Here is a 21,482-nt window from a genome sequence, read left to right as displayed (position 1 = left end):
GTACGGCTTGCTCATGCGCTGCGACAGCACGACCTGCATGATGTCGCCGTCGATGATGTACTGCTTCGCGCGGTTCACCGCGACCTTGAACGCGTCCTCGCCGAAGCTCGACGTCGCGGGCTGCGATTCGGCGTGCACGTCCTCGGGAATCACCGCCGGCGCGCGAAGCCGCGCGAGCAGGTCGCGCAGGCGCTTCTTCGCGCGCTTGAACGCGCCAGGCACTTCCGGCTCGGCATAGACGACGAGCGTCAGCTTGCCCGACAGGTTGTCGACGATCGCGATTTCCTCGGACAGCAGCAGCAGGATGTCCGGCGTGCCGATCGTATCGGCCTTCTCGGTCTTCGCGAGGCGCGGCTCGATGTAGCGCACGGTGTCGTAGCCGAAGCAGCCGACCAGCCCGCCGGCGAAGCGCGGCAGCCCGTCGCGCGGCGGCACCTTGATGCGCGCCATGAACTCGGCGACGTAGTTCAGCGGATCGCCGTAGTCGCGTCGTTCGACGAGACGGTTGCCGGTCAGCAGCAGCGCCGAGCGGCCATAGACTTCGATCCGCGTCGACGCGGCCAGCCCGATCATCGAATAGCGGCCGAAGCGCTCGCCGCCCTGCACCGATTCGAGCAGGTAGCTGTAGGGCTCGTTCGCGAGCTTCAGGTAGATCGACAGCGGCGTGTCGAGGTCGGCGAAGGTTTCGAGCGTGACCGGGATGCGGTTGTAGCCCTGCGCGGCCAGCGCGTTGAATTCATGTTCGAGCATCGTGACTCCACGGGAAACGGTTCGATCGGAACAAGGGGGTGCGGGCGCATCGGCAGCCCGCGAAAGCGGTCGCGTTTTAGTGGCCCGCGGGCCACGAGCACCAACGCCGCCAGCAGCAGCGCGTGGCGGCGGGCTCGATGCGTTCCTTGTCCGGAATCCGGTTGTCGTGCGTCACGTCGATTCGCGGTAGTGAGTGAAGTCGGCGGGGAAACCGTCAGATCGCGTCGATGAGTTCGAGCGCCCCGGTGGCGACCGATAGTAGCCCATCGCATTCGATGGTGTCCACGGGCATGCCTTCGCTATAACCGTAAGTCACGAGCAGCACCGGCATCCCCGCCGCGCGGGCCGCGAGCGCGTCGTTCGCGGAGTCGCCGATCATCAGGGCCTGCGACGCCTCGACGCCGAGCAAGGCGCACGCGTGATGCAGGACTGCGGGGTCGGGCTTCTTCACCGGCAGCGTGTCGCCGCTGACGATCGCGCCGAAATAGCCGGTCAGGCCCATGTGTTCGAGCAGCGGCAGCGTGAAGTCCTGCGCCTTGTTCGTCACGCACGCGAGGCGCAGGTCGAGCGCGCGCATCGCGTCGAGCGTCTCGGGCACGCCGGGGTAGACGGTCGCGTTCTGTCCATTGACCGCGGCATAGTGCCGACGGAAGACCGCGATCGCGTGCTCGACTTCGGCGTCGGTCGCGTGCGCGTTCTCGGTCATGCAGCGCCACACGAGATTCGGGATGCCCTTGCCGACGAAGGAATGGATCTCGGCGAGCGGCCGCGGCGAGCGGCCGAGTTCGACGAGCATCCGGTTCGCGCCCTCGGCGAGATCGGCGATCGTATCGAGCAGCGTGCCGTCGAGATCGAACAGCACCGCGCGCACCGCGAAGCGCTTCATCTCAGTCCCCCGCCTTCGCGAGTTCGGACCTCAGCGCCGCGATCACGGTGTCGTAGCGGTGCGCGTCGGCGTCGCTCGCGGCGCCGAACACCGCGGAGCCGGCGACGAAGGTATCGGCGCCGGCGGCGGCGATCTCGGCGATGTTGTCGACCTTCACGCCGCCGTCGATCTCGAGCAGGATGCGGCGACCCGTCTCGGCCTCGTACGAGTCGAGCTTCGCCCGCGTCGCCCGCAGCTTGTTCAGCGTGCCCGGGATGAACTTCTGCCCGCCGAAGCCGGGGTTCACGCTCATCAGCAGCACGAGATCGATGTTGTCGAGCGCGTGGTCGAGGTAATGCAGCGGCGTCGCCGGGTTGAACACGAGGCCGGCTTGGCAGCCGCAGTCGCGGATCAGCTGCAGCGTGCGGTCGACATGCTCGGACGCTTCCGGGTGGAAAGTGATGATGTTCGCGCCGGCCTTCGCGAAGTCCGGCACGATGCGGTCGACCGGTTTCACCATCAGGTGGACGTCGATCGGCGCGGTCGTGTGCGGGCGGATCGCCTCGCAGACCAGCGGGCCGATCGTCAGGTTCGGGACGTAGTGGTTGTCCATCACGTCGAAATGGATCCAGTCGGCACCGGCGGCGACGACGTTCCGGACTTCTTCGCCCAGCCGCGCGAAATCGGCTGAAAGCAGGCTGGGAGCGATGCGGTACATGGGTTTCTCCTGGGGGTCCCGAGCCCGGATTCTACCCGCTCGCACCCGACCACCGTCCATTCGGCGTCGCGTCGGGCACCGGTCGGCCCGTTTCGGCCAGTGGTCTCGGTCGCCGCGGCCCGCGTTCGCTTCGCGCGATCCGGCTGCGAGAAACCGGGCGCCTGCTCAGCGCACGCAGACGCGCCGCACCTGCGCCATGTCCGTGATGCCGGCCAGAACCTTCTCGATGCCGTCCTGGCGCAAGGTCCGCAGCCCTTCGGCGAGCGCGACGCCGAGCAGTTGCGACACGCGCGCGCGCTCCTGGATCAGGCGCTTCGCCTCCGGCGACGCGAGCATCAGTTCGTGCAGCCCGACGCGTCCCCTGTATCCCACGTTGCACTCGCTGCAGCCGACCGCGCGATACAGCGTGAAGTGGCCGTCCTCGTCGGCGTGCGTTGCGCGCAGCCTCGCGAACACCGCCGCGCGGGCGGCCGCCGGGTCCTCGCGGAAATTGGGCGTCGCCTGCATGTCCTCGCAGTATTCGTCGAGCAACTGCAGCACTTCCGCCTCGTCGGGCCGATACGCCGTCCTGCAATGCTCGCACAGCCGCTTCGCGAGCCGCTGCGCGAGCACGCCGAGCAGCGCGTCGCCGAAGTTGAACGGGTCCATGCCCATGTCGAGCAGGCGCACGATCGACTCCGGCGCGCTGTTGGTGTGCAGCGTCGACAGCACGAGGTGGCCGGTCAGCGACGCTTCGATGCCGACCGACACCGTCTCGAGGTCGCGCATTTCGCCGACCATGATGACGTCCGGGTCGGCGCGCAGGAACGCCCGCATCATCGTCGCGAAGTCGAGCCCGGCCTTGCGGTTCACCTGCACCTGGCGCAGCCCCTTCTGCGTGATCTCGACCGGGTCTTCGGCGGTCCAGATCTTCGTCTCGGGTGTGTTGATGTGGCCGAGGATCGAGTGCAGCGTCGTCGTCTTGCCCGAGCCGGTCGGGCCGCAGACGAAGAACAGCCCGTACGGCTTCGTGATGACCTTCTTCAGCCGTTCGAGGTTGTGCGCGGTCAGGCCCAGCTTGTCGAGCTTGATCGGCTCGCTGTTCGCGAGCAGCCGCATCACGACGTCTTCCAGGCCGCCGGCGGTCGGCACCGTCGCGACGCGCAGTTCGACGTCGAGCGGCGCGAACTTGCGGAACTTGATCTTGCCGTCCTGCGGCTTGCGGCGCTCGGAGATGTCGAGGTCGCACATGATCTTGATCCGCGTCACGAGCGCGTTGCGGTAGCTCGCCGGCACCTGGATATACGGCACGAGCGTGCCGTCCTTGCGGAAGCGGATCTGCGTCTTTTCCTTGCCGGGGCGCGGCTCGATGTGGATGTCGGAGGCGCCCTGCCGGTACGCGTCGATGATGACTTTGTTGACGAGCTTGACGAGTTCGTTGTCCGCCGCGGCCATGACGTCGTCGGCGACCGAGATCTCCTGCTCCTCTTCGAGGAGATCGTGCAGCAGGTCCGACACCGAGCCGAGCCCCATCGACGGCTCGAAGAACTGGTCGACGGTTCGATCGAATTCCGCCGCGGTCGTGACGCGGAACACGAGTCGGCTCTTCGGGAACACGTTCTGCGCGATGCGCGACGCGCGTACGCGCTCCGGATCGACCGCGAGCACGACGATCCCCTCGTTTGTCTCCTCGAGCGGCAGCCACAGGTTCTGCTCGACGTACTCGCGCTTGATGTGACGCAGCAGGTCCATCTGCCTGACGCGCTCCTGGCGGAACGGCTCGTATGGCACGTGGTAGAAGCGGGCGGCCGCCTCGCCGAGCTCGGCGAGCGTGAGGCCGAAAGTGTCCGCGAGAACGTCGTCGGCCCGCCGGCCGGCTTCGCGCGCGCGGCGCACCGCGTCCTCGAGCTGCGCAGCGGTGATGCGCCCTTCGGCGATCAGCGCGTGATAGCGCGAGCGCAGCGTCGCCGGCGCCTTGCTGCGTTTCGCGAACGCGGCGCCGAGCGTCTGCGCCAGCGCGAGCAAGCCTTCCTGGGCGATGCCGGAAAACTCGCCGTCGTGGCGCGTGTTGATGAGCTGGATCACGGCGTACAGCGCGCCGCCTTCGGGATCGACGACCGGCGCCGCCAGCATCTGCCGCGTGCGGTAGCCGCTGCGCTCGTCCCCGGTCTTGCGGAACGCGAGCCCGGGCGAAATCGCGGCGAGGCCGGCGGCGTCGTAGACGTCGCGGATGTTCACCGGATGCCGGGAGAGCGCGACGTAGCCGGCGATGCTGCTCTCGTCGATCGGCAGGCGGACGCCGCCGAGCGCGGCAGCGCCGGTCTTCACGCGGGCGACGAGCGCCGAGCCGGATTCGTCGACGGTGAAGAACGACAGCCTTTCCGCCTCGAACAGCGCGCACAGTTCGCGCGCCAGCTCGAAGACGATCTCGTCCACGTCCTGCGTCGCGTGGATGCGGGCGGTGATGGCCTGAAGGCCCTTGAAGAACGCGAGGCGGCCGGCGACGTCACTGCCTGCCCCCGCCTTTCCGGAAGTTCCGGTAGTCGGCATTCGGGATCCTGCAAACGGGAATGTTCATTGGAGCGCCGGCGCATTCTAGCGATCCGTGCGTGATGCGGAAAATCAGAACTCGATGACCTGCCCCTGCTCGAGCGCGCGCGGGGGCGGGCCCTCGCCGCGGTCGGCGATCTCGCTCAGGATCCGCTCGACCTGGCCCGGTTTGAGATGCGTCACGAAGACCTCGGGCGAGACGGCGAGATCCTGCAGCATCGCCGTGAGCGTCGCCGGGCAAAGGTGACGGGCGGCGACCGCGAGGCCGTGCTGGCTGTCGCTGAACGCGGTCTCGATGATCAGGTGGCGCAGGTCGTCGAGTCGGTTGATCGCCGCGATCAGCTCGGCCGAATAGGCGGTGTCGCCGGTATAGACGAGCTTGCCCCGCCCGCTGTCGAGACAGTACGCGACCGCGGGCACGGTGTGCAGCGCGGGCAACGGCGTGATCGTGCGGGTGCCGAGCTTCACCGGCTCGCCGACCGTCAGCGGGTGGAAGCGCATGTAGGGGCGATGCTCGTCCGGAATCACGCTGAAGTCCGGCCAGATCAGCCAGTTGAAGACGTGCGCCCGGAGGATGCGGATCGTCTCGGGCGTCGCGTGGATCGTGACCGGGACGGTGCGCAGGTCGCCGACCGAGTCGACGAGGAGCGGAATCGACGCGATGTGATCGAGATGCGAATGCGTCACGAAGATGTGATCGATGCGCGCGAGGTCGTCGAGCTCGAGGTCGCCGACGCCGGTGCCGGCGTCGATCAGTATGTCGTCGTCGGCAAGGAAGGCGGTCGTGCGGGCATGGCGCCCGCCGATTCCGCCGCTGCAGCCGAGCACCTTGAGCTTCATGAGTTCCAGTCGTTGCGCCGCTGCGTCGCCGTCCGGCGCGCCGCAGCGTGGTTTTCGTCAGTGTCGCCACCCTAACATCGCGTTCCCGCGCGGTCGGTGCATTACCGCACGTCGCCGCGCGGGCGAAACGCGGGATCAGCCGCGGAGGAAGAACTGCATCCGGATCCCGGCGACCTCGACGACGTCGTGCTCGCGCAGCAGGCGTCCCTGCGCGTCGATCGGCGCGCCATTGACGAGCGGATACGCGTCGCCTTCGACATGCGCGATGAAATATCCTTGCTGTCGTCGCGTGATCGCCGCGACCTGCTGGCCCGGCTTGCCCAGCGTCGTCATCGGCTTCGCGAGGTCGAGTTCGCGCCCGGCGGCCGGTCCGCTCACGATGCGGATGCAGGCCGGCGCACCCTCCCCGGGGCGCTGCCGCGCAGCGTGCGGCGGTGCCCCCACGGGCTCCGGTCGTGTCCGTCCGCTGTCGTGGCCGGCCGGCTTCGCCGGCGCGGCGTCCGGCGACGAGGCGGCATGGAGGACCGGGTCGATGTACCCGGCGGACGCGGCGCGCGGCGCGTCGGCGAGAAACTTCAGCCGGTACTTGCCGAGTTCGATGATGTCGTTGTTGCGCAGCACGTGCTTCTTGACCGGCTGGCCGTTCACGTAGGTGCCGTTCGTGCTGTTGAGGTCCTCAAGGAACGCGTCGTCGAGGATCGTCGTGATCACCGCGTGCTGGCCGCTGATCGCGAGGTTGTCGATCTGGATGTCGTTCACCGGCTTGCGCCCGACCGTGATGCGCTCGCGGTCGAGCGGGATCTCCTTGAGCACCAGCCCGTCCATGCTGAGGATCAGCTTCGGCATTGCTATCGTTCCATTTCCAAAAAAAGACGCGGCGCCGCGCGGACGCCCGGTCAGCCCGACATCCGGACCAGCACGACCGAGATGTTGTCGCGACCGCCGTTCAGATTCGCGCGCTCGACGAGCCGCTCGGCAGAAGCGGAGAGCGGTCCGGCCGGGTCGAGCGCGACAGCGATGTCGTCGTCACGGACCATGTCGGTCAGGCCGTCCGAGCACAGCAGGAAGAGATCGCCGGCCCGCGCGACGTGGACGCCGACGTCGGGCTCGACCTCCGGCAGAACGCCGAGGCCGCGGGTCAGCATGCCTTTGAACTCCATCCGGGCGGCGTCGGCGGCGCTCAGGATGCCGCCGTCGATCTGCTCCTGCAACATCGTGTGGTCGCGGGTCAGCTGCTCGAAGAGGCCGGCGCGCAGCCGGTAAAGTCGCGAATCCCCGACGTTGGCCGACACGACGCGGCCCGGGAGAAAGACCGCCGCGACGAGCGTCGAACCCATGCCCGCGAGCTTCGGCTGCGCGCGCGCTTCGACGAGGATCGCGTCGTTCGCGCCCCGGGCCGCGCCGGCAAGCGCTTCCCGCACGCCGTCGACGTCTTCCAGCCGCCCCGCCGCCGCTTCCCGCTCCAGCCGCTGCAGCACCGCGCCGACCGCGACCCGCGACGCGACGTCGCCGCCGCGGTAGCCGCCCATGCCGTCGGCGAGCACCGCCCAGCCCCGCTCCGCACGCACTGCCAGCGCATCCTCGTTGCGCGCGCGAACGCGCCCCACGTCCGTGCGGGCGCAGCATTCGATCGCCGGCCTTCGCGCGTGCGGGACGGGCGTCACCGGCTCTCCTAGTAAGGCAGTGGCGTGCCGAGGCCGCGTTCGAGCGCGTGGGCGACGACGCGAGCGGCGACCGCGAGGTCCTGGATCGCCATGCCCTGCGACTCGAACAGCGTGATCTGGTCGCCCGAGGCCCGGCCGGGCCGCACCCCCGCGACGACTTCGCCGAGCTCGACCCAGCGGCCCGGCTGCGTGCGCCCCTTCTCGAGCAGCGGCATCAGGTCGCCGGCTTCGCGCAGCGCGACTTCGCGGGAGTCGACGCAGATCACGTCCGCGCGCCGCACCGCGGCCTCCGACAGCTCCTGCCGCGCGAGGCTGTTAGAACCGGCCGCGTTGATGTGCGTGCCCGGCGACAGCCATTCCGCGTCGAACAGCGGCTTCGGCGAGGTCGTGATCGTGACGACGATGTCCGAGTCGCGCACCGTCTCCTCGGCGCTCGCGGCGGGCACGACCTCGCACCCGGTTTCGCTGCTCATCTGCTCGCAGAACGAGCGCAGCCGTTCCTGGTTGCGCGCGAACACCTTGAAGCGCTCGATCGGGCGGACCGCGCACAGCGCGAGGATCTGCCCCTGGGCCTGCCAGCCCGAGCCGAACACGCCCGCGACGCGCGATTCCGGCCGCGACAGCCAGCGCGCCGCGACGCCGGCCGCGGCGCCGGTGCGCATCATCCCGAGGCGGTCCGCTTCGAGCACCGCGACCGGGTCGCCGGTCGCCGCGTCGAAGAGGTGCACCCAGAAGCGGTTGTGGCCGCCCGCCGTCGTATACACCTTGAAGCCGGACAGGTTCAGCGACGGCACACCGCCCTGCAGCATGTGCGTCATCGTCTTCGGCAGACGCACGCGCTGGCGCGGGAAATCGATCGTCTCGCCGCGCCCGTGCGCAGCCATCACCTGCTCGACCGCTTCGAGCACCGTCGGCATGTCGAGAAGGCTGCCGACTTCCTCTTCCTTCAGATAAAGAGCCATGAGCTTCCCGGAAAAATGAGGGCAATACCGCACGCGGACATCGCGGCGGTCGCGAGGCGCTCGTACTCCGGCGCGCCCGCCGCGCTCTTCGACCCATTCTAGCTCGGCGACCGGCCCCGCCGCGGGCAAAAAAAAAGCCCGCCACGAAGGGCGGGCTTTTTCGGACGCTTCCCGAGGAAGGCGTTACATCATGCCGAGCGCGCGCGGCAGCGCGAGCGACATCGCGGGCCAATAGGTCACGAGCACGAGGAACACCAGCATGGACACGAGCCACGGCCACACGGCGACCGTGAGCTCGGTGATCCCCATCTTCGTGATGCCCGAGGCGACATAGAGGTTCAGGCCCACCGGCGGGTGGCACATGCCGACTTCCATGTTCACCACCATGATGATGCCGAAATGCACCGGGTCGATCCCGAGCTTGACCGCGATCGGGAACAGGATCGGCGCGAGGATCAGCACGATCGACGACGGCTCCATGAAGTTGCCCGCGATCAGCATCAGGATGTTGGCCATGATCAGGAAGCCGATCATCCCGACGCCCGTGCCGATCATGAAGTCCGCCATCTGCTGCGGGATGTTCTCGTGCGTGAGCAGGAACGAGAACAGCACCGCGTTGGTGATGATGTAGAGCAGCATCGCGCTCATGTTCGCCGAGTTCAAGAGCACCCGCGGCACGTCGCGCATCCGCAGGTCCTTGTACACGAACACCGCGACGAAGAACGCATACACCGCGCTCATCGCGGCCGCTTCGGTCGGCGTGAAGATGCCGGTGTAGATCCCGCCCATGACGACGACGATCAGGAAGAGCCCCCACGCAGACTCCTTGAACGCGCGCAGCCGCTCGCCCCAACTCGCCTTGGGCTGGCGCGGGTAGTTGAACTTGCGCGCGCGGTACCAGGTCGTGACGCCGAGGAACACCGCCAGCAGCAGCCCCGGCACGACGCCCGCCATGAAGAGCGCGCCCACCGAGGTGTTCGTCGACACCGAGTACATGACCATCACGATCGACGGCGGGATCAGGATGCCGAGCGCGCCCGAGGTCGTGATGACGCCCGCGCCGAACTTGTTCGGGAAGCCCTGCTTGACCATCGCCGGCAAGAGGATCGCGCCGATCGCGACCACCGTCGCCGGGCTCGAGCCCGACACCGCGGCAAAGAGCGCGCAGGCCATCACGCCGCCCAGGCCGAGACCCCCGTACCAGTGACCGACCATCGAGGTCGCAAAGTTGATCATCCGCCGCGCGACCCCGCCGTGGGTCAGGAAGTTGCCCGCGAGGATGAAGAACGGGATCGCCATGATCTCGAACTTCTCGATGCCGGTGAAGAGCTTGAGCGCGACCGACTCGATCGGCACTTCGGTCATCGTGAAGAGGAAGGTCAGGACCGTCAGACCCAGCGAGATCGAGATCGGCATCCCGGTGAGCATCAGCACCAGGAGCAGGACGAAGATGATGGCGGCGCTCATTGCTTGTCTCCCTTGCCGTTCTCGCCCAGCTGTTTGTGCGTCAGGTCGTGCGGGTGCAGGTTGTCGTCCATGTCGAGGTAGTTCGCGTCGAGCGGGATCTGCTCCTCCTCGATGCCGTCGACGTGGCCGTGATCGTGCGTCGGCAGCTCACCGGTGCGGAGGAAGCCGGCCATCACCTGCAGGAAGCGGAAGCACATCAGGTAGGAGCCGAGCGGAATCGCGGAATACACGATCCACGTCGGCCATTCGAGGTCGGGCGTCGTCGGACCTTCGTAGAGGTCGCCGACGTCCCTGCCGAACCAGGTCAGGAATTGATATTCGGCGCCGTTCTCGAGCACGAAGGTGAGCCCGAGCGTGCCGACGATGCCGGTGAAGAGCGCACCGGCCCCGAGGCCGATGACGATGAATTTGGCGCGGTTGGCGGCCGACAGCCGGTTGATCAGCACGTCGACGCCGACGTGGATGCCGGTGCGCACGCCATAGGCCGCGCCGAACTTCGCCATCCACACGAACATGATGATGGTCAGCTCCTGCGCCCAGCCGAGGTTCAGCGACAGCAGCCAGTCCTGCAGCCCGGGAATCGACAACCCGGAGCCATAACGGTGGATGACGGACACGAAGATGATCAGCGTGGCCGCCCCCATGAGGAAGGTGATGAGCCATTCCTCGAGGTGATCGAGCACTTTCAGCATTGGGAGACTCCCGTCGCAAAAACGCCCGCCGCTCAGATGTGAGACGGGCGGGCGTTCTGGCCGATGGTTGATTACAGCTTAGACGGATCGAAGCCGGTCGCTTCGTAGATCGACTTGATCGTCTCGGCGCCGATGCGCGACTCCATCTTCTTATGCACCGGCACGAGCGCTTTCTTGAACGCGAGCTTCTCGGCGTCGGTCGGCTTGTAGATCTCGGTCTTGCCGGAGGCGCGGACCGCTTCGAGCGACTTGTCGTTCTCTTCCTTCGCGATATGGTTCGCGAACTCGGTCGACTCCTTCATCGCCTGTTCGAGTTGCGTGCGGATCTCGCCCGGCAGACCGTCCCAGAACTTCTTGTTCGTGATGACCGCGTAACCGAGGTAGCCGTGGTCGGTCAGCGTCATGTGCTTCTGCACTTCGTGCATCTTCTGGGTGTACAGGTTCGAGTGCGGGTTCTCGGTGCCGTCGACGACGCCGGTCTGCAACGCCTGATAGACCTCGGAGAACGCCATCACCTGCGGGATCGAACCCAGCGTGCGCATCTGCTCCTCGAGCACTTTCGACGACTGCACGCGCATCTTCTTGCCCTTGAGATCCTCGGGCTTCTTGATCGGGCTGTTCGCGGAGAACGACTTGAAGCCGTTGTCCCAGAACGCCAGGCCCTTGATGCCGCGCGCTTCGAGCTTGCCGAGCAGCTTCTGGCCGACCGCCCCGCTCGTGACTTTATGCAGGTCGTCGTAGCCGTCGAAGATGTACGGCAGGTCGAACGCCTCGAACTCCTTCACCCCGAGCGGGCCGAACTTCGCGAGCGACGGCGCGAGCATCTGGACGGCGCCGAGCTGCAGCGCTTCCATTTCTTCCTTGTCCTTGTACAGCGTGCTGTTCGGGTAGACTTCGACCTTGACGCCGCCCTTGGTGTATTTCTCCGCAAGTTCCTTGAACTTGTCGGCAGCCTTGCCCTTCGGCGTGTCGTTCGCGACGACGTGGCTGAACTTGATGACGATCGGCTCGGCGGCGACCGACGCGGCGGACAGGCCCATTGCAACCAGACCGACGAAAAGCGCACGAAATTTCATTACCTTCTCCTCCTAAGGGACGACTCGTACCCGTGCGGGTTATGCGATAAAAGCTATAAGACACGAGATACAAGTGCACTTTAGTACCCCCTTTCTCCGAACCCTATTGTGGAAGTCCGCAACAGCGCTTGCGGTCAGGCCCGCCGATGAGCCCTGAGCCGAAAAGACGTTTCTCCGATGTCCATCCGATGCCGAGTCGCCGCGCGTCCGATTCGCCGGCGTCGGCGAAATGGCTCGCGACGCTGCCTTACCTCGCGCTGCCGCTGTTCCTGTCGGTCATCGCCGCCCTCGTGTGGCTGACGCGCTCGCACGACCAGGAAGAGCAGCGGATGGCCCTGATCAACGACGTGCTGTGGATGGAGCAGAACCTTCAGTTCCAGCTCGACCGCAACGTCGCGCTGCTCGGGCAGCTCGGCCTCGAGCTCCTTGCGGCCGGCCGGCCCCAGGATCAGACGGATGCGAGCGTGAGGCAGATATTGCGAACCCAGAGCGGGCTCGTTCGCGTGCTGTGGCTCGACCCGGACGGCGTCACGAAGGGCGCGATGCCGCCGATGTCCGACAACCATCTGATCGGCGAGACGACCGGCGCGGTGCCGGCGGACTCCGTGTTCCGCCTCGCGCGTGCCGTCGGCCGACGGACCTACAGCCCGGCATACCAAGTCGCGGACGGCAGCCATCAATTCGAGGTCCACGTCCCCGTGTATTCGAACGACGCCTTTCTGGGCGCCGTCGTCGGCATCTACTCGCTGCAGGACCTGATCCTGCGCGAGCTGCCGTGGTGGTTCTCCGAGCGCTATCGCGTCAGCGTGCTCGACGCCGACGGACGCGAAATCGTCGCGAAATCGAAGGTCGCGCCGGTCTCGGACGAACAGAGCTACACGATGCCCTTCGATCCGCCCGGGCAGGGACTGGCGCTGAAGATCACCACCTATCGGGCCGAAACCCGCTGGGTGCCGCTGCTCCTCGTCGCCTCGATCGTCCTGCTCGCCGGCATCATCGTCTGGAGCGTCTGGCAACTACGCCGCCAGCTTGCACGCCGGCACCGCGCCGAACAGGCGCTGCGCAGCGAGTCGCTGTTCCGCCGCGCGATGGAGGATTCGCTGCTGACCGGTCTGCGCGCGCGCGATCTCGCCGGCCGGATCACCTATGTCAATCCCGCGTTTTGCAAGATGGTCGGATACGGGCCGGAAGAGCTGATCGGACGCCTGCCGCCGCTTCCGTACTGGGATCCCGATCACCTCGAACGCACGCAGGAAGTCCATGACATGATCCTCGCCGGCGAGTCGCCGCCCGAGGGCGTCGAGTTGCGCCTGCGGCGCAAGAACGGCGAGCGGCTCGACGCGCTCATCTTCGAGGCGCCGCTGATCGACGTCGCCGGACGCCACACCGGCTGGATGGGCTCGATGCTCGACATCACCGAGCAGAAGCGCGCGCGCGAACTCGCCCAGCGGCAGGAAGAACGGCTGCAGGCGACCTCGCGCCTGATCACGATGGGCGAGATGGCCTCGACGCTCGCGCACGAACTGAACCAGCCGCTCGCCGCGATCGCAAGCTACAACACCGGCTGCCTGAACCGCCTCGAACAACCGGACATCGATCGCGAGGAGCTGCGGGATACCCATCGCAAGCTCGGCCGCCAGGCGAGTCGCGCCGGCGAGATCATCCGCCGCGTGCATGACTTCGTGCGCCGCTCGAAGCCGAAGCGCAAGGCGCTCGACCTCAACGAGGTGATCCGCGACGCGGTCGAACTGATCGAGGCCGACGCGCGCAGCCGCGGGATGCGGATCGAAACCGACCTCGCGCCGAACCTGCCCGAGACCGCGGCCGACCCGGTGATGATCGAGCAAGTCGTCGTCAATCTGCTGCGCAACGGCATGGACGCGATGCGCGACAACCCCGCCGGGCGCCGCACGGTCGCGATCAGCACGCGCGAGGAAGGCGGCAATCTCGTCGTGCGCGTCGCCGACCGCGGACTCGGCATCGACCCGGAAACCGCGCGACGCCTGTTCGAGCCCTTCTTCACGACGAAGGCCGAAGGCATGGGCATGGGCCTGAACATCTGTCGCTCGATCGCCGAACTCCATCACGGCCGCCTGGGTTTCGAAAGCAATCCCGAGGGCGGTACCATCTTCATCTTGTCGCTACCCGTGGAAACCCAATGAGTCAGGTCTGTGCCCACATCATCGATGACGACGAAGCCATCCGCGACGCCCTGCAGTGGCTGTTCAAGACGCGCAACGTCGCGTGCTCCACGTGGGCCAGTGCCGAAAGCTTCCTCGCCGCGGTGCAGCCGGACTGGCACGGCTGCGCGGTGCTCGACATCCGGATGGAGGGGATGAGCGGGCTCGAATGCTTCGACATCCTGCGCGCGCGCGGGAACCAGCTGCCGGTCGTGTTCATCACCGGCCACGGCGACGTGCCGATGGCGGTCGCCGCGCTGAAGAAGGGCGCGTTCGATTTCATCGAGAAGCCGTTCAACGACAGCGACCTCGTGGACGTCGTGCTGCGCGCGCTCGAAACCGACGCCGAACGCCAGTTGGCGGCGGCGAGCCGGGAGACGATCGAGGCGCGTCTCGCGCTGCTGACCGCGCGCGAACGGGAAGTGATGGACCAGATCCTCGCCGGCAAATACAACAAGGTGATCGCCGACGAACTGAACATTTCGATGCGCACCGTCGAGGCCCACCGGTCGAAAGTGTTCGACAAGATGCAAGTCCGCTCCGCGGTCGAACTCGCGCAGATGATCAATCTGCTCGGCGGGAAACCCGCGGGCTGAAGCTCACGCCCACTCGCGGCGCGCTCATCCTTTCCGCCCTTTCCGCGGCCGCTCCCGCCGGCGCCACGCCGGCAGCACCCCCTCTTCGCCCGGCGCGCAGCGGAACTCCGCCGCGACGCCGATTTCCGCGATCCACGCCGCTTCGCCGCCGACGCGCAGCACCGGCAGACGCGGTCGCAACCACGCGGGAATGCCGGCCTCCTGGCAAAGATTCTTGAACGTGCGGCGCGGCCGCTCCACGGCCTCGCGCAGCGTGAGACCCGGCCAGCGCGGCATCAGCACGGCCTCGCGCGCTTCGAGCGCCGCCCGGCCGATGCCCGCGCCGATCGCCGGCTCGAAGCGCACTTCCCCGCTTCCCCACGACAGGCTCCGCTCGCCTCGCCATGCGACGGGCTCTGCCGCGCCCCCGTCGAACCCCGCCTCCAGCCACACCTCGCCCCGGTACGCGCAGCAGTTCAGCGCCCCCAACGGCAGAAAGAGCGGTCGCTCGCCCGCGTCGCGAAGCTGTCGCACCGCTTCGACGAGGCGCGCACGGGGAGGCGCGTCGTATCCCATGCTCCGGATCCGGTAGCGCAGCAGGTTGCGCAGGCGCGCGTCGGGGAGATCGAGGACGCGCTCGCGCACGAGCGAGTCCTCGCCGCAGGCCGCCGCGTCGAGCGCGGCCAGATCGTCGAGCAGCTCGCCCGCCTCGCGGAAATGATCGGCCGCGCGCGCGAGCGCCGGCACGGCGCCGGGAAAGGCTTCAGCGGCCAGCGGCAGGACGCGGTGCCGCAGGAAATTGCGCGCGAAACCGGGGTCGGCGTTGCTTTCGTCCTCGACCCAATCGAGCAACGCCGCCTGCGCGAAGCGGACGATGTCCGAGCGGCGCACGCCGAGCAGCGGCCGCAGCCAGCCGGGCGTGCCGCCGTCGATCGCCCGCATCGCCCCCGCGCCGCGCAAGCCGGTGCCGCGCAGCAGGCGGAAGAGCATCGTCTCGGCCTGGTCGTCCAGATGATGACCGAACACCAGCCACTCGCACGCGACGCGGGACAGCGCCGCGTGGCGAAGCTCGCGCGCCGCCGCTTCGAGGCCGGCGGGGTGATCGCGCGGAACCGCGACATGGAACGGATGGAAAGGCACGCCGAGCGCCGCGCACTGCCGCGCACAGCAGGCGAGCCACGCGTCGGCGTTGGTGCTCAGCCCGTGGTGGACATGCGCGGCGGCGAGTTCGAAACCGAAACGGCCGCGCAAGCCGGCAAGCAGATGGAGCAGGACCGTGGAATCGACGCCGCCGCTGAAGGCGACGCAGAGCGTTTGCCGCGGCGCGACGCCTGCCGTCTGCAGGACGTGCGCGACGGCCTCGGTCAGCCGCGCGTCAGGCGGCGTTCTGTTCCTTGTACCGGCCATAGCTCATCAGGCGCTCGAAACGCTTCTCGACAAGTTCGGCCGGAGAAAGATCGGAAACCTGGCGCAGCGCGTCCTGCAACGCCCGCTTGAGGTTCTGCCCCATCGCGCGGTGGTCGCGGTGGGCGCCGCCGAGCGGTTCGTTGACGAGCTTGTCGATCAGCCCGAGCGACTTCAGCCGCGCCGCGGTGATCCCCATCGTTTCCGCCGCTTCCGGCGCCTTCTCGGCGCTCTTCCACAGAATCGATGCGCAGCCTTCGGGCGAAATCACCGAGTACGTCGAATACTGCAGCATCATCACCTGGTCGCCGACCGCGATCGCGAGCGCGCCGCCCGAGCCGCCTTCGCCGATGACCGTCGAGATGATCGGCACCTTGAGCTCCGCCATCACGTAGAGGTTGTGCCCGATCGCCTCGGACTGGCCGCGCTCCTCGGCGCCGATGCCCGGATAGGCGCCCGGCGTGTCGACGAACGTGAACACCGGCAGACCGAACTTTTCCGCGAGCCGCATCAGCCGCAGGGCCTTGCGATAGCCTTCGGGGCGCGGCATGCCGAAGTTGCGCAGGATCTTTTCCTTGGTATCGCGGCCCTTCTGGTGTCCGATGACGACGCAGCTCTGGCCGTTGAAGCGCGCCATGCCGCCAACGATCGCCTGGTCGTCGGCGTACGCGCGGTCGCCGTGCAGTTCGACGAAGTCGGTGAAGATCAAGCGAGCGTAATCGAGCGTGTATGGCCGCTGCGGATGGCGAGCGACCTGCGCGATCTGCCACGGCGTCAGCTTCCCGTACAGATCCTTCGTCAGCGACTGGCTCTTCGACTCCAGCCGCGAAATCTCCTCCGAGATATCGACGGCAGAGTCGTCCTGCACGAAGCGCAGCTTCTCGATCTTCGCTTCCAGATCGGCGACGGGCTGTTCGAAATCGAGAAAAGTGGTCTTCATCCACCCGGTCCCAAAAAAAATGTGCGGTATTGTAACGCCTCCGCTCGAAAAACCGTCGTGCATCACGCACTTGCGTACATTTTCCGGCGCCCCGCACGCGGTACGCCGCCTTTCGGGAACGGACGGATCGCGACGCGAGGAAGCGTTCCAATGTCGATCCGCGGTCGTCCTCGCCCGGCGGGAAGGGTGACATGCGCGCCGGCGATAAGGCATCATGCGCCAGGTCGGAACAACAGCAAGGAGTCGCGGGGAACCATCCGTCCCCGCACCATGGGTAGTCGCAATACATATCCCGCGGCCGGTCGCGACGAACCGCGCATTCCCGCGGCGCGAAGCGGAACCGCCCGCGAAGCGCGCGGCCGATGTTGTACGCGGACGGAACTCCCCTCTCGGGCGGCTCCCCTCCGGATGGCCGGTGGCCGTCAGGTCGCCCGGCGGCGTCATGGCACGACTGCCCGCACATCACAACTATCCGCACATTACGGTCGCGACAACGCGCGCGCCGATTCCCTGAACCCACGCGCCGTTCCGGCACGCACACCGGCCGGCTGCGCCACGCCCGCCGCCGCGTCGACCTTCTCCCCCGCGCTTTGCCGCGTCGCGGACGCGCGGCGTGCCCCTTGCTGCGGCACGGCCCGTCGATGACCGTTCCGGATCTCCCGAAATAATGGAAATACTGATTCTGATCGCGCTGATCCTGCTGAACGGGGCCTTCGCGATGTCTGAAATAGCGCTCATCACCGCGCGGCGCGGCCGGCTCGCCCGCCTTGCCGAAGAGGGCGATGCGGCGGCGAAGGTCGCGATCGAGCTCGGCGAAGAGCCGACGCGCTTCCTGTCGACGATCCAGATCGGCATCACGTCGATCGGCATCCTGAACGGCATCGTCGGGGAAGCCGCGCTCGCCGCACCGCTGGCGACGTGGCTGCAGGAACTCGGCCTCGAGCAGCAGTCGAGCGAGTTCGGCGCGACCGTGCTCGTCGTCGTCGTCATCACCTATGTGTCGATCGTCGTCGGCGAACTGGTGCCGAAACGCATCGGCCAGATCAGTCCCGAAGGCATCGCGCTGCTGGTCGCGCGCCCGATGAAAGCGTTGGCGGCCGCGTCGCGGCCGTTCGTCCGGCTGCTCACGTGGTCCACCGCTCTGCTGCTGCGCCTCCTCGGCAAGCGGGACGAAGGCGGGCCGAGCGTGACCGAGGAAGAAATCCACGCCTTGCTCGAAGAAGGCTCGGAGGCCGGCATCATCGAGAAGAGCGAGCACGAGATGGTGCGCAACGTGTTCCGCCTCGACGACCGCCAGATCGGCTCGCTGATGGTGCCGCGCTCGGACCTCGTGTGGCTCGACGTCAATCGCCCGCTCGACGAAAACCTCGCGCGGATGGCCGAATCCGACCACTCGCGCTTCCCGGTCTGTCGCGGCGGCCTCGACGACATCCTCGGCATCATCTCGTCGAAGCAGCTCTTCAACCAGACGCTCAGAGGCGGCCAGGCCGACCTCACACGGCAGCTGCAGCCGCCGGTGTATGTACCCGAATCGCTGACTGGCATGGAGTTGCTCGACCAGTTCCGCGCATCCAGCACGCACATGGTGTTCGTCATCGACGAATACGGCGAAATCCAGGGCATGGTCACGCTGCAGGACGTGCTCGAAGCCGTGACCGGCGAGTTTCAGCCGCACGGCCTCGAGGAAGCCTGGGCCGTGCAGCGCGAGGACGGCTCGTGGCTGCTCGACGGCATGATTCCGATCCCCGAACTGAAGGACCGCCTCGAACTGAAGAGCGTGCCCGAGGAAGACCGCGGCCGCTACCACACGCTAAGCGGCATGGTGATGTGGCTGCTCGGACGCCTGCCGCACACCGGAGACGTGTCGCAGTGGGACGAATGGCGCCTCGAAGTCGTGGACCTCGACGGCAAGCGCATCGACAAGGTGCTCGCGACGCGGATCGCGAAGCCCCTCGAAGCGCCGCCCGTCGACTCTCCGGACCCCTCCCGCCCAGACTGACGCCCGAGCCGGGCCCGTTCGAGGCCGGCTTTCATGAAAACCCCACCTTGGGGCCCCCTGCTTCATGATCGATCCTGAAACCCGCGACTGGCACACCCTGACCCCGCGTGCCACGGCCGCAGCGCTCAGGCTCGACCCGGCCGGCGGGCTGTCCGCGACCGAGGTCGCAGACCGTCTCCGCCGCCACGGCGAAAACCGCCTCGCGGAAGCGAAGCCGCGCCCGGCGTGGCTGAAGTTCGCCGACCAGTTCGGGAATTTCCTCGTCATCGTGCTGCTGTTCGCCGCCGCGCTCGCATGGGCGGTCGGTGAATTCAAGGACGCGATCGTCATCCTCGTCGTCGTGGTGCTGAACGCCACGCTCGGCTTCTACCAGGAACACCGCGCGGAACGGACGCTCGCGGCGCTGAAGGAGATGCTCGCGGCGCGCGCGCGGGTGCGGCGCGACGGCCGGCTGAACGAAGTGGACGCCACTGGCCTCGTTCCCGGCGATGTCGTGCTGCTCGAAGCCGGCGACCGCATCCCGGCCGACGGCCGGGTGATCACCGCCCACAACCTCGAAGTCGAGGAAGCGGCGCTGACGGGCGAATCCCAGACCGTCGTCAAGCGCAGCGACGCGCTCGACGAGCCGGACCTCCCGCTCGGCGACCGCGTGAACCTGCTGTACATGAACACCGTCGTCACGCGCGGCCGCGCCGAAATGATCGTCGTCGCGACCGGCATGCAGACCGAAATGGGGCGGCTCGCCGGGATGATCGCGAGCGGCAACGACGGCGAAACGCCGCTGCAGCGCCAACTCGACACGCTCGGCAAGAAACTCGCGGCGATCGCCGGCGTCGTCGTGACGGTGATTTTCGCGCTCGACTCGATGCGCGGCCACCCCTGGACCGAAGCGGCGATGAGCGCGGTCGCACTCGCCGTCGCGGCGATCCCCGAAGGCCTCGCCGCGGTTGTCACCGTGACGCTCGCGATCGGCATGCGCCGCATGGCGCAGAACCGCGCGATCCTGAAGAAACTGTCGGCCGTCGAGACGCTGGGGTGCACCACGGTGATCTGCTCCGACAAGACCGGCACGCTGACGCTGAACCAGATGACCGCGCGCGCCGGTTGGTTCGCCGGCGCCCGCTTCTCGGTGCAGGGAGAGGGTTATCGGCCCGACGGTGCGGTCACGGTCGACCAGCCCCGGACGCTCGCTCCGCTGCTCCTGCCGATGGCGCTGTGCAGCGACTCGCAGGTATGCGAAGGCGAACTCGTCGGCGACCCCACCGAAGGGGCGTTGTGGGTGCTCGCGCAAAAGGGCGGCGTCGATCCGCCGACCGAACAGGCCGCCGCGCCCCGCGTCGCGGAGATCCCGTTCGACTCGGGCCACAAGTTCATGGCGACCTTCCATCGCGTCGAGGACGGAATCGCGATGTTCGTCAAGGGCGCGCCCGATGTGCTCGTCGCGCGCTCGTCACAGTGGCTCGACGAACACGGCGAAGCGGCACCGCTCGACGCCGGCGCGCACGCGCGGCTCGCCGCGGAAAACGAACATCTCGCGGGACAGGCGCTGCGCGTGCTCGCTGTCGCACGACGAATGGTCTCCGCGGACGAATTCGACGCGCACGGCGACCTCTGGCAGTGGGCCGGGGACTGGACTTTCCTCGGCCTCGCCGGCCTGATGGATCCCCCGCGCCCCGAAGCCGCGGAGGCGATCGAGCGCTGCGCCCGGGCCGGCATCCGCGTCAAGATGATCACCGGCGACCACAAGGCCACGGCGGGGGCGATTGCGCGCGAACTGGGCCTCGCCGGCGGCGTTGTCAGCGGCGCGGAGCTCGATGCGTTGAGCGACGACGAACTCGCGGCGCGCGTCGATGCGCTGACGGTCTTCGCGCGCGTGTCGCCCGCGCACAAGGTCAGGATCGTCAAGGCGCTGAAGTCCGCCGGCCACATCGTCGCGATGACCGGCGACGGGGTCAACGACGCGCCCGCACTGAAGGCCGCCGACATCGGCGTCGCGATGGGCATCGCCGGCACGGCGGTGACGCGCGAAGCCGCGACGATGGTGCTGACCGACGACAACTTCGCGACGATCGTCCGCGCGGTCGAGGAAGGCCGGGTGATCTTCGACAACATCATCAAGTTCGTCCGTTTCCAGCTGTCGACGAACATCGGCGCGATCCTGACCGTGCTCGCGGCGACCCTGACCGGCCTGCCCTCGCCCTTCACCGCGATCCAGTTGCTGTGGATCAACATCATCATGGACGGGCCGCCGGCGATGACGCTCGGCGTCGAACCGCCGCGCACCGGCATCATGAACGCGCCGCCGCGCCCGCAGGACGCCCAGATCCTGACGCCGGCGCGGCTCGCCCGGCTGTCGCTCTACGGCGCGACGATGATGGTCGGCACGCTGTGGCTGTTCCACTCGGCCCTGCTCGAGAACGGGCGGACGCACGCGCTGACCGTCGCCTTCACGACCTTCGTGCTGTTCCAGTTCTTCAACGTCTTCAACGCCCGCAGCGAGTACGGCAGCGCGTTCAATCCGCTGTTCCTGCGCAACGGCCGGCTGTGGCTCGCGCTCGGCGCCGTGCTCGCGCTGCAGATCGTCGTCGTCCACTGGCCGCCCGCACAGGCGATCTTCGGGACGACGCACCTCAGCGGAATCGACTGGGCGAAATGCGCGCTGGTGGCCTCGAGCGCGCTGTTCCTGGACGAGGCGAGGAAGTTGCTCGTGAGGATCCGGGCCCCGCTCGCGTGACGAGGGAACTCGCGCCCCGCTCGCGATCGGCGTGGCGCCCTTCCCGACACCCGGGACCGTGATCGCTCCGCGCGACGCCGCGCGATT

The 21,482-nt window shown here is 67.7% G+C and carries 16 protein-coding genes and 1 pseudogene; 4 read left to right on the top strand and 13 right to left on the bottom strand.

Features of this window, described 5'->3' with window-relative positions:
- The 11 genes and pseudogenes from V6M37_RS10225 to V6M37_RS10175 form a co-directional block, all read right to left on the bottom strand.
- Nucleotides 1–750 (bottom strand): annotated as a pseudogene (locus tag V6M37_RS10225) (anthranilate synthase component I); the annotation flags it as partial.
- A 214-nt stretch (nucleotides 751–964) separates the two neighbouring features.
- The gene (locus V6M37_RS10220) at nucleotides 965–1,636 is read right to left on the bottom strand and encodes a phosphoglycolate phosphatase (RefSeq protein ID WP_332672904.1); all 672 of its coding nucleotides are present in this window, start codon (nucleotides 1,634–1,636) and stop codon (nucleotides 965–967) included.
- A 1-nt stretch (nucleotide 1,637) separates the two neighbouring features.
- Nucleotides 1,638–2,333 (bottom strand): ribulose-phosphate 3-epimerase, encoded by a 696-nt coding sequence (rpe, locus tag V6M37_RS10215; RefSeq protein WP_332672903.1) that lies wholly within the window; start codon nucleotides 2,331–2,333, stop codon nucleotides 1,638–1,640.
- A 165-nt stretch (nucleotides 2,334–2,498) separates the two neighbouring features.
- Nucleotides 2,499–4,862, bottom strand: coding sequence for a GspE/PulE family protein (locus V6M37_RS10210; RefSeq protein ID WP_332672902.1), 2,364 nt, complete (start codon nucleotides 4,860–4,862; stop codon nucleotides 2,499–2,501).
- A 72-nt stretch (nucleotides 4,863–4,934) separates the two neighbouring features.
- Nucleotides 4,935–5,702 (bottom strand): 3',5'-cyclic-nucleotide phosphodiesterase, encoded by a 768-nt coding sequence (locus tag V6M37_RS10205; protein ID WP_332672900.1) that lies wholly within the window; start codon nucleotides 5,700–5,702, stop codon nucleotides 4,935–4,937.
- 135 nt (nucleotides 5,703–5,837) lie between these two features.
- On the bottom strand, nucleotides 5,838–6,548 hold the full coding sequence (locus tag V6M37_RS10200; RefSeq protein WP_332672898.1) for an FHA domain-containing protein: 711 nt from the start codon (nucleotides 6,546–6,548) through the stop codon (nucleotides 5,838–5,840).
- A gap of 50 nt (nucleotides 6,549–6,598) precedes the next feature.
- Entirely contained in the window at nucleotides 6,599–7,366 is a 768-nt protein-coding gene (locus V6M37_RS10195) for a PP2C family protein-serine/threonine phosphatase (protein WP_332672896.1), read from the bottom strand.
- 8 nt (nucleotides 7,367–7,374) lie between these two features.
- Nucleotides 7,375–8,328, bottom strand: coding sequence for an ornithine cyclodeaminase family protein (locus tag V6M37_RS10190; protein WP_332672894.1), 954 nt, complete (start codon nucleotides 8,326–8,328; stop codon nucleotides 7,375–7,377).
- Between the two features lie 183 nt (nucleotides 8,329–8,511).
- Nucleotides 8,512–9,795: a TRAP transporter large permease gene (locus V6M37_RS10185; RefSeq protein WP_332672893.1), complete on the bottom strand. Its 1,284-nt coding sequence runs from the start codon at nucleotides 9,793–9,795 to the stop codon at nucleotides 8,512–8,514.
- Complete coding sequence (locus tag V6M37_RS10180) at nucleotides 9,792–10,487, bottom strand: TRAP transporter small permease (RefSeq protein WP_332672891.1); 696 nt, start codon at nucleotides 10,485–10,487, stop codon at nucleotides 9,792–9,794. Before V6M37_RS10180 ends, V6M37_RS10185 begins: the two co-directional genes overlap by 4 nt.
- Nucleotides 10,488–10,558: 71 nt before the next feature.
- Nucleotides 10,559–11,563 (bottom strand): TRAP transporter substrate-binding protein, encoded by a 1,005-nt coding sequence (locus tag V6M37_RS10175; RefSeq protein ID WP_332672889.1) that lies wholly within the window; start codon nucleotides 11,561–11,563, stop codon nucleotides 10,559–10,561.
- Nucleotides 11,564–11,751: 188 nt separating this feature from the next.
- Here V6M37_RS10175 and V6M37_RS10170 point away from each other — a divergent pair, with 188 nt between their 5' ends.
- On the top strand, nucleotides 11,752–13,725 hold the full coding sequence (locus V6M37_RS10170; protein WP_332672887.1) for a sensor histidine kinase: 1,974 nt from the start codon (nucleotides 11,752–11,754) through the stop codon (nucleotides 13,723–13,725).
- Nucleotides 13,722–14,339, top strand: coding sequence for a response regulator transcription factor (locus V6M37_RS10165; protein ID WP_332672885.1), 618 nt, complete (start codon nucleotides 13,722–13,724; stop codon nucleotides 14,337–14,339). Before V6M37_RS10170 ends, V6M37_RS10165 begins: the two co-directional genes overlap by 4 nt.
- A 24-nt stretch (nucleotides 14,340–14,363) precedes the next feature.
- On the opposite strand, the gene tilS is transcribed toward V6M37_RS10165, so the two are convergent.
- Nucleotides 14,364–15,725 (bottom strand): tRNA lysidine(34) synthetase TilS, encoded by a 1,362-nt coding sequence (tilS, locus tag V6M37_RS10160; RefSeq protein WP_332672883.1) that lies wholly within the window; start codon nucleotides 15,723–15,725, stop codon nucleotides 14,364–14,366.
- Nucleotides 15,694–16,662, bottom strand: coding sequence for an acetyl-CoA carboxylase carboxyltransferase subunit alpha (locus V6M37_RS10155; protein WP_332672881.1), 969 nt, complete (start codon nucleotides 16,660–16,662; stop codon nucleotides 15,694–15,696). Before V6M37_RS10155 ends, tilS begins: the two co-directional genes overlap by 32 nt.
- Nucleotides 16,663–17,329: 667 nt before the next feature.
- On the opposite strand from V6M37_RS10155, the gene V6M37_RS10150 reads away from it, so the two are divergent.
- Complete coding sequence (locus V6M37_RS10150) at nucleotides 17,330–18,661, top strand: hemolysin family protein (RefSeq protein ID WP_332672879.1); 1,332 nt, start codon at nucleotides 17,330–17,332, stop codon at nucleotides 18,659–18,661.
- A gap of 64 nt (nucleotides 18,662–18,725) precedes the next feature.
- Nucleotides 18,726–21,395 carry a cation-translocating P-type ATPase gene (locus tag V6M37_RS10145; protein ID WP_332672877.1) on the top strand — a complete coding sequence of 890 codons (2,670 nt, stop codon included), beginning with the start codon at nucleotides 18,726–18,728 and terminating at the stop codon, nucleotides 21,393–21,395.
- Nucleotides 21,396–21,482 lie beyond the last annotated feature (87 nt).

Origin of the sequence: Aromatoleum sp. (assembly GCF_036675785.1) — a bacterium.
Lineage (GTDB): Bacteria > Pseudomonadota > Gammaproteobacteria > Burkholderiales > Rhodocyclaceae > Aromatoleum.
The sequence above is the reverse complement of the archived record's forward strand: the minus strand, read 5'-3'. Positions and strand labels throughout refer to the sequence as shown.

What these genes read in the sequence shown, in the direction of transcription:
- V6M37_RS10220 (WP_332672904.1), bottom strand. Translation starts at nt 1,636, where the DNA reads ATGAAGCGCTTCGCGGTGCGCGCGGTGCTGTTCGATCTCGACGGCACG.
- rpe (WP_332672903.1), bottom strand. Translation starts at nt 2,333, where the DNA reads ATGTACCGCATCGCTCCCAGCCTGCTTTCAGCCGATTTCGCGCGGCTG.
- V6M37_RS10210 (WP_332672902.1), bottom strand. Translation starts at nt 4,862, where the DNA reads ATGCCGACTACCGGAACTTCCGGAAAGGCGGGGGCAGGCAGTGACGTC.
- V6M37_RS10205 (WP_332672900.1), bottom strand. Translation starts at nt 5,702, where the DNA reads ATGAAGCTCAAGGTGCTCGGCTGCAGCGGCGGAATCGGCGGGCGCCAT.
- V6M37_RS10200 (WP_332672898.1), bottom strand. Translation starts at nt 6,548, where the DNA reads ATGCCGAAGCTGATCCTCAGCATGGACGGGCTGGTGCTCAAGGAGATC.
- V6M37_RS10190 (WP_332672894.1), bottom strand. Translation starts at nt 8,328, where the DNA reads ATGGCTCTTTATCTGAAGGAAGAGGAAGTCGGCAGCCTTCTCGACATG.
- V6M37_RS10185 (WP_332672893.1), bottom strand. Translation starts at nt 9,795, where the DNA reads ATGAGCGCCGCCATCATCTTCGTCCTGCTCCTGGTGCTGATGCTCACC.
- V6M37_RS10180 (WP_332672891.1), bottom strand. Translation starts at nt 10,487, where the DNA reads ATGCTGAAAGTGCTCGATCACCTCGAGGAATGGCTCATCACCTTCCTC.
- V6M37_RS10175 (WP_332672889.1), bottom strand. Translation starts at nt 11,563, where the DNA reads ATGAAATTTCGTGCGCTTTTCGTCGGTCTGGTTGCAATGGGCCTGTCC.
- V6M37_RS10170 (WP_332672887.1), top strand. Translation starts at nt 11,752, where the DNA reads ATGCCGAGTCGCCGCGCGTCCGATTCGCCGGCGTCGGCGAAATGGCTC.
- V6M37_RS10165 (WP_332672885.1), top strand. Translation starts at nt 13,722, where the DNA reads ATGAGTCAGGTCTGTGCCCACATCATCGATGACGACGAAGCCATCCGC.
- tilS (WP_332672883.1), bottom strand. Translation starts at nt 15,725, where the DNA reads ATGGCCGGTACAAGGAACAGAACGCCGCCTGACGCGCGGCTGACCGAG.
- V6M37_RS10155 (WP_332672881.1), bottom strand. Translation starts at nt 16,662, where the DNA reads ATGAAGACCACTTTTCTCGATTTCGAACAGCCCGTCGCCGATCTGGAA.
- V6M37_RS10150 (WP_332672879.1), top strand. Translation starts at nt 17,330, where the DNA reads ATGGAAATACTGATTCTGATCGCGCTGATCCTGCTGAACGGGGCCTTC.
- V6M37_RS10145 (WP_332672877.1), top strand. Translation starts at nt 18,726, where the DNA reads ATGATCGATCCTGAAACCCGCGACTGGCACACCCTGACCCCGCGTGCC.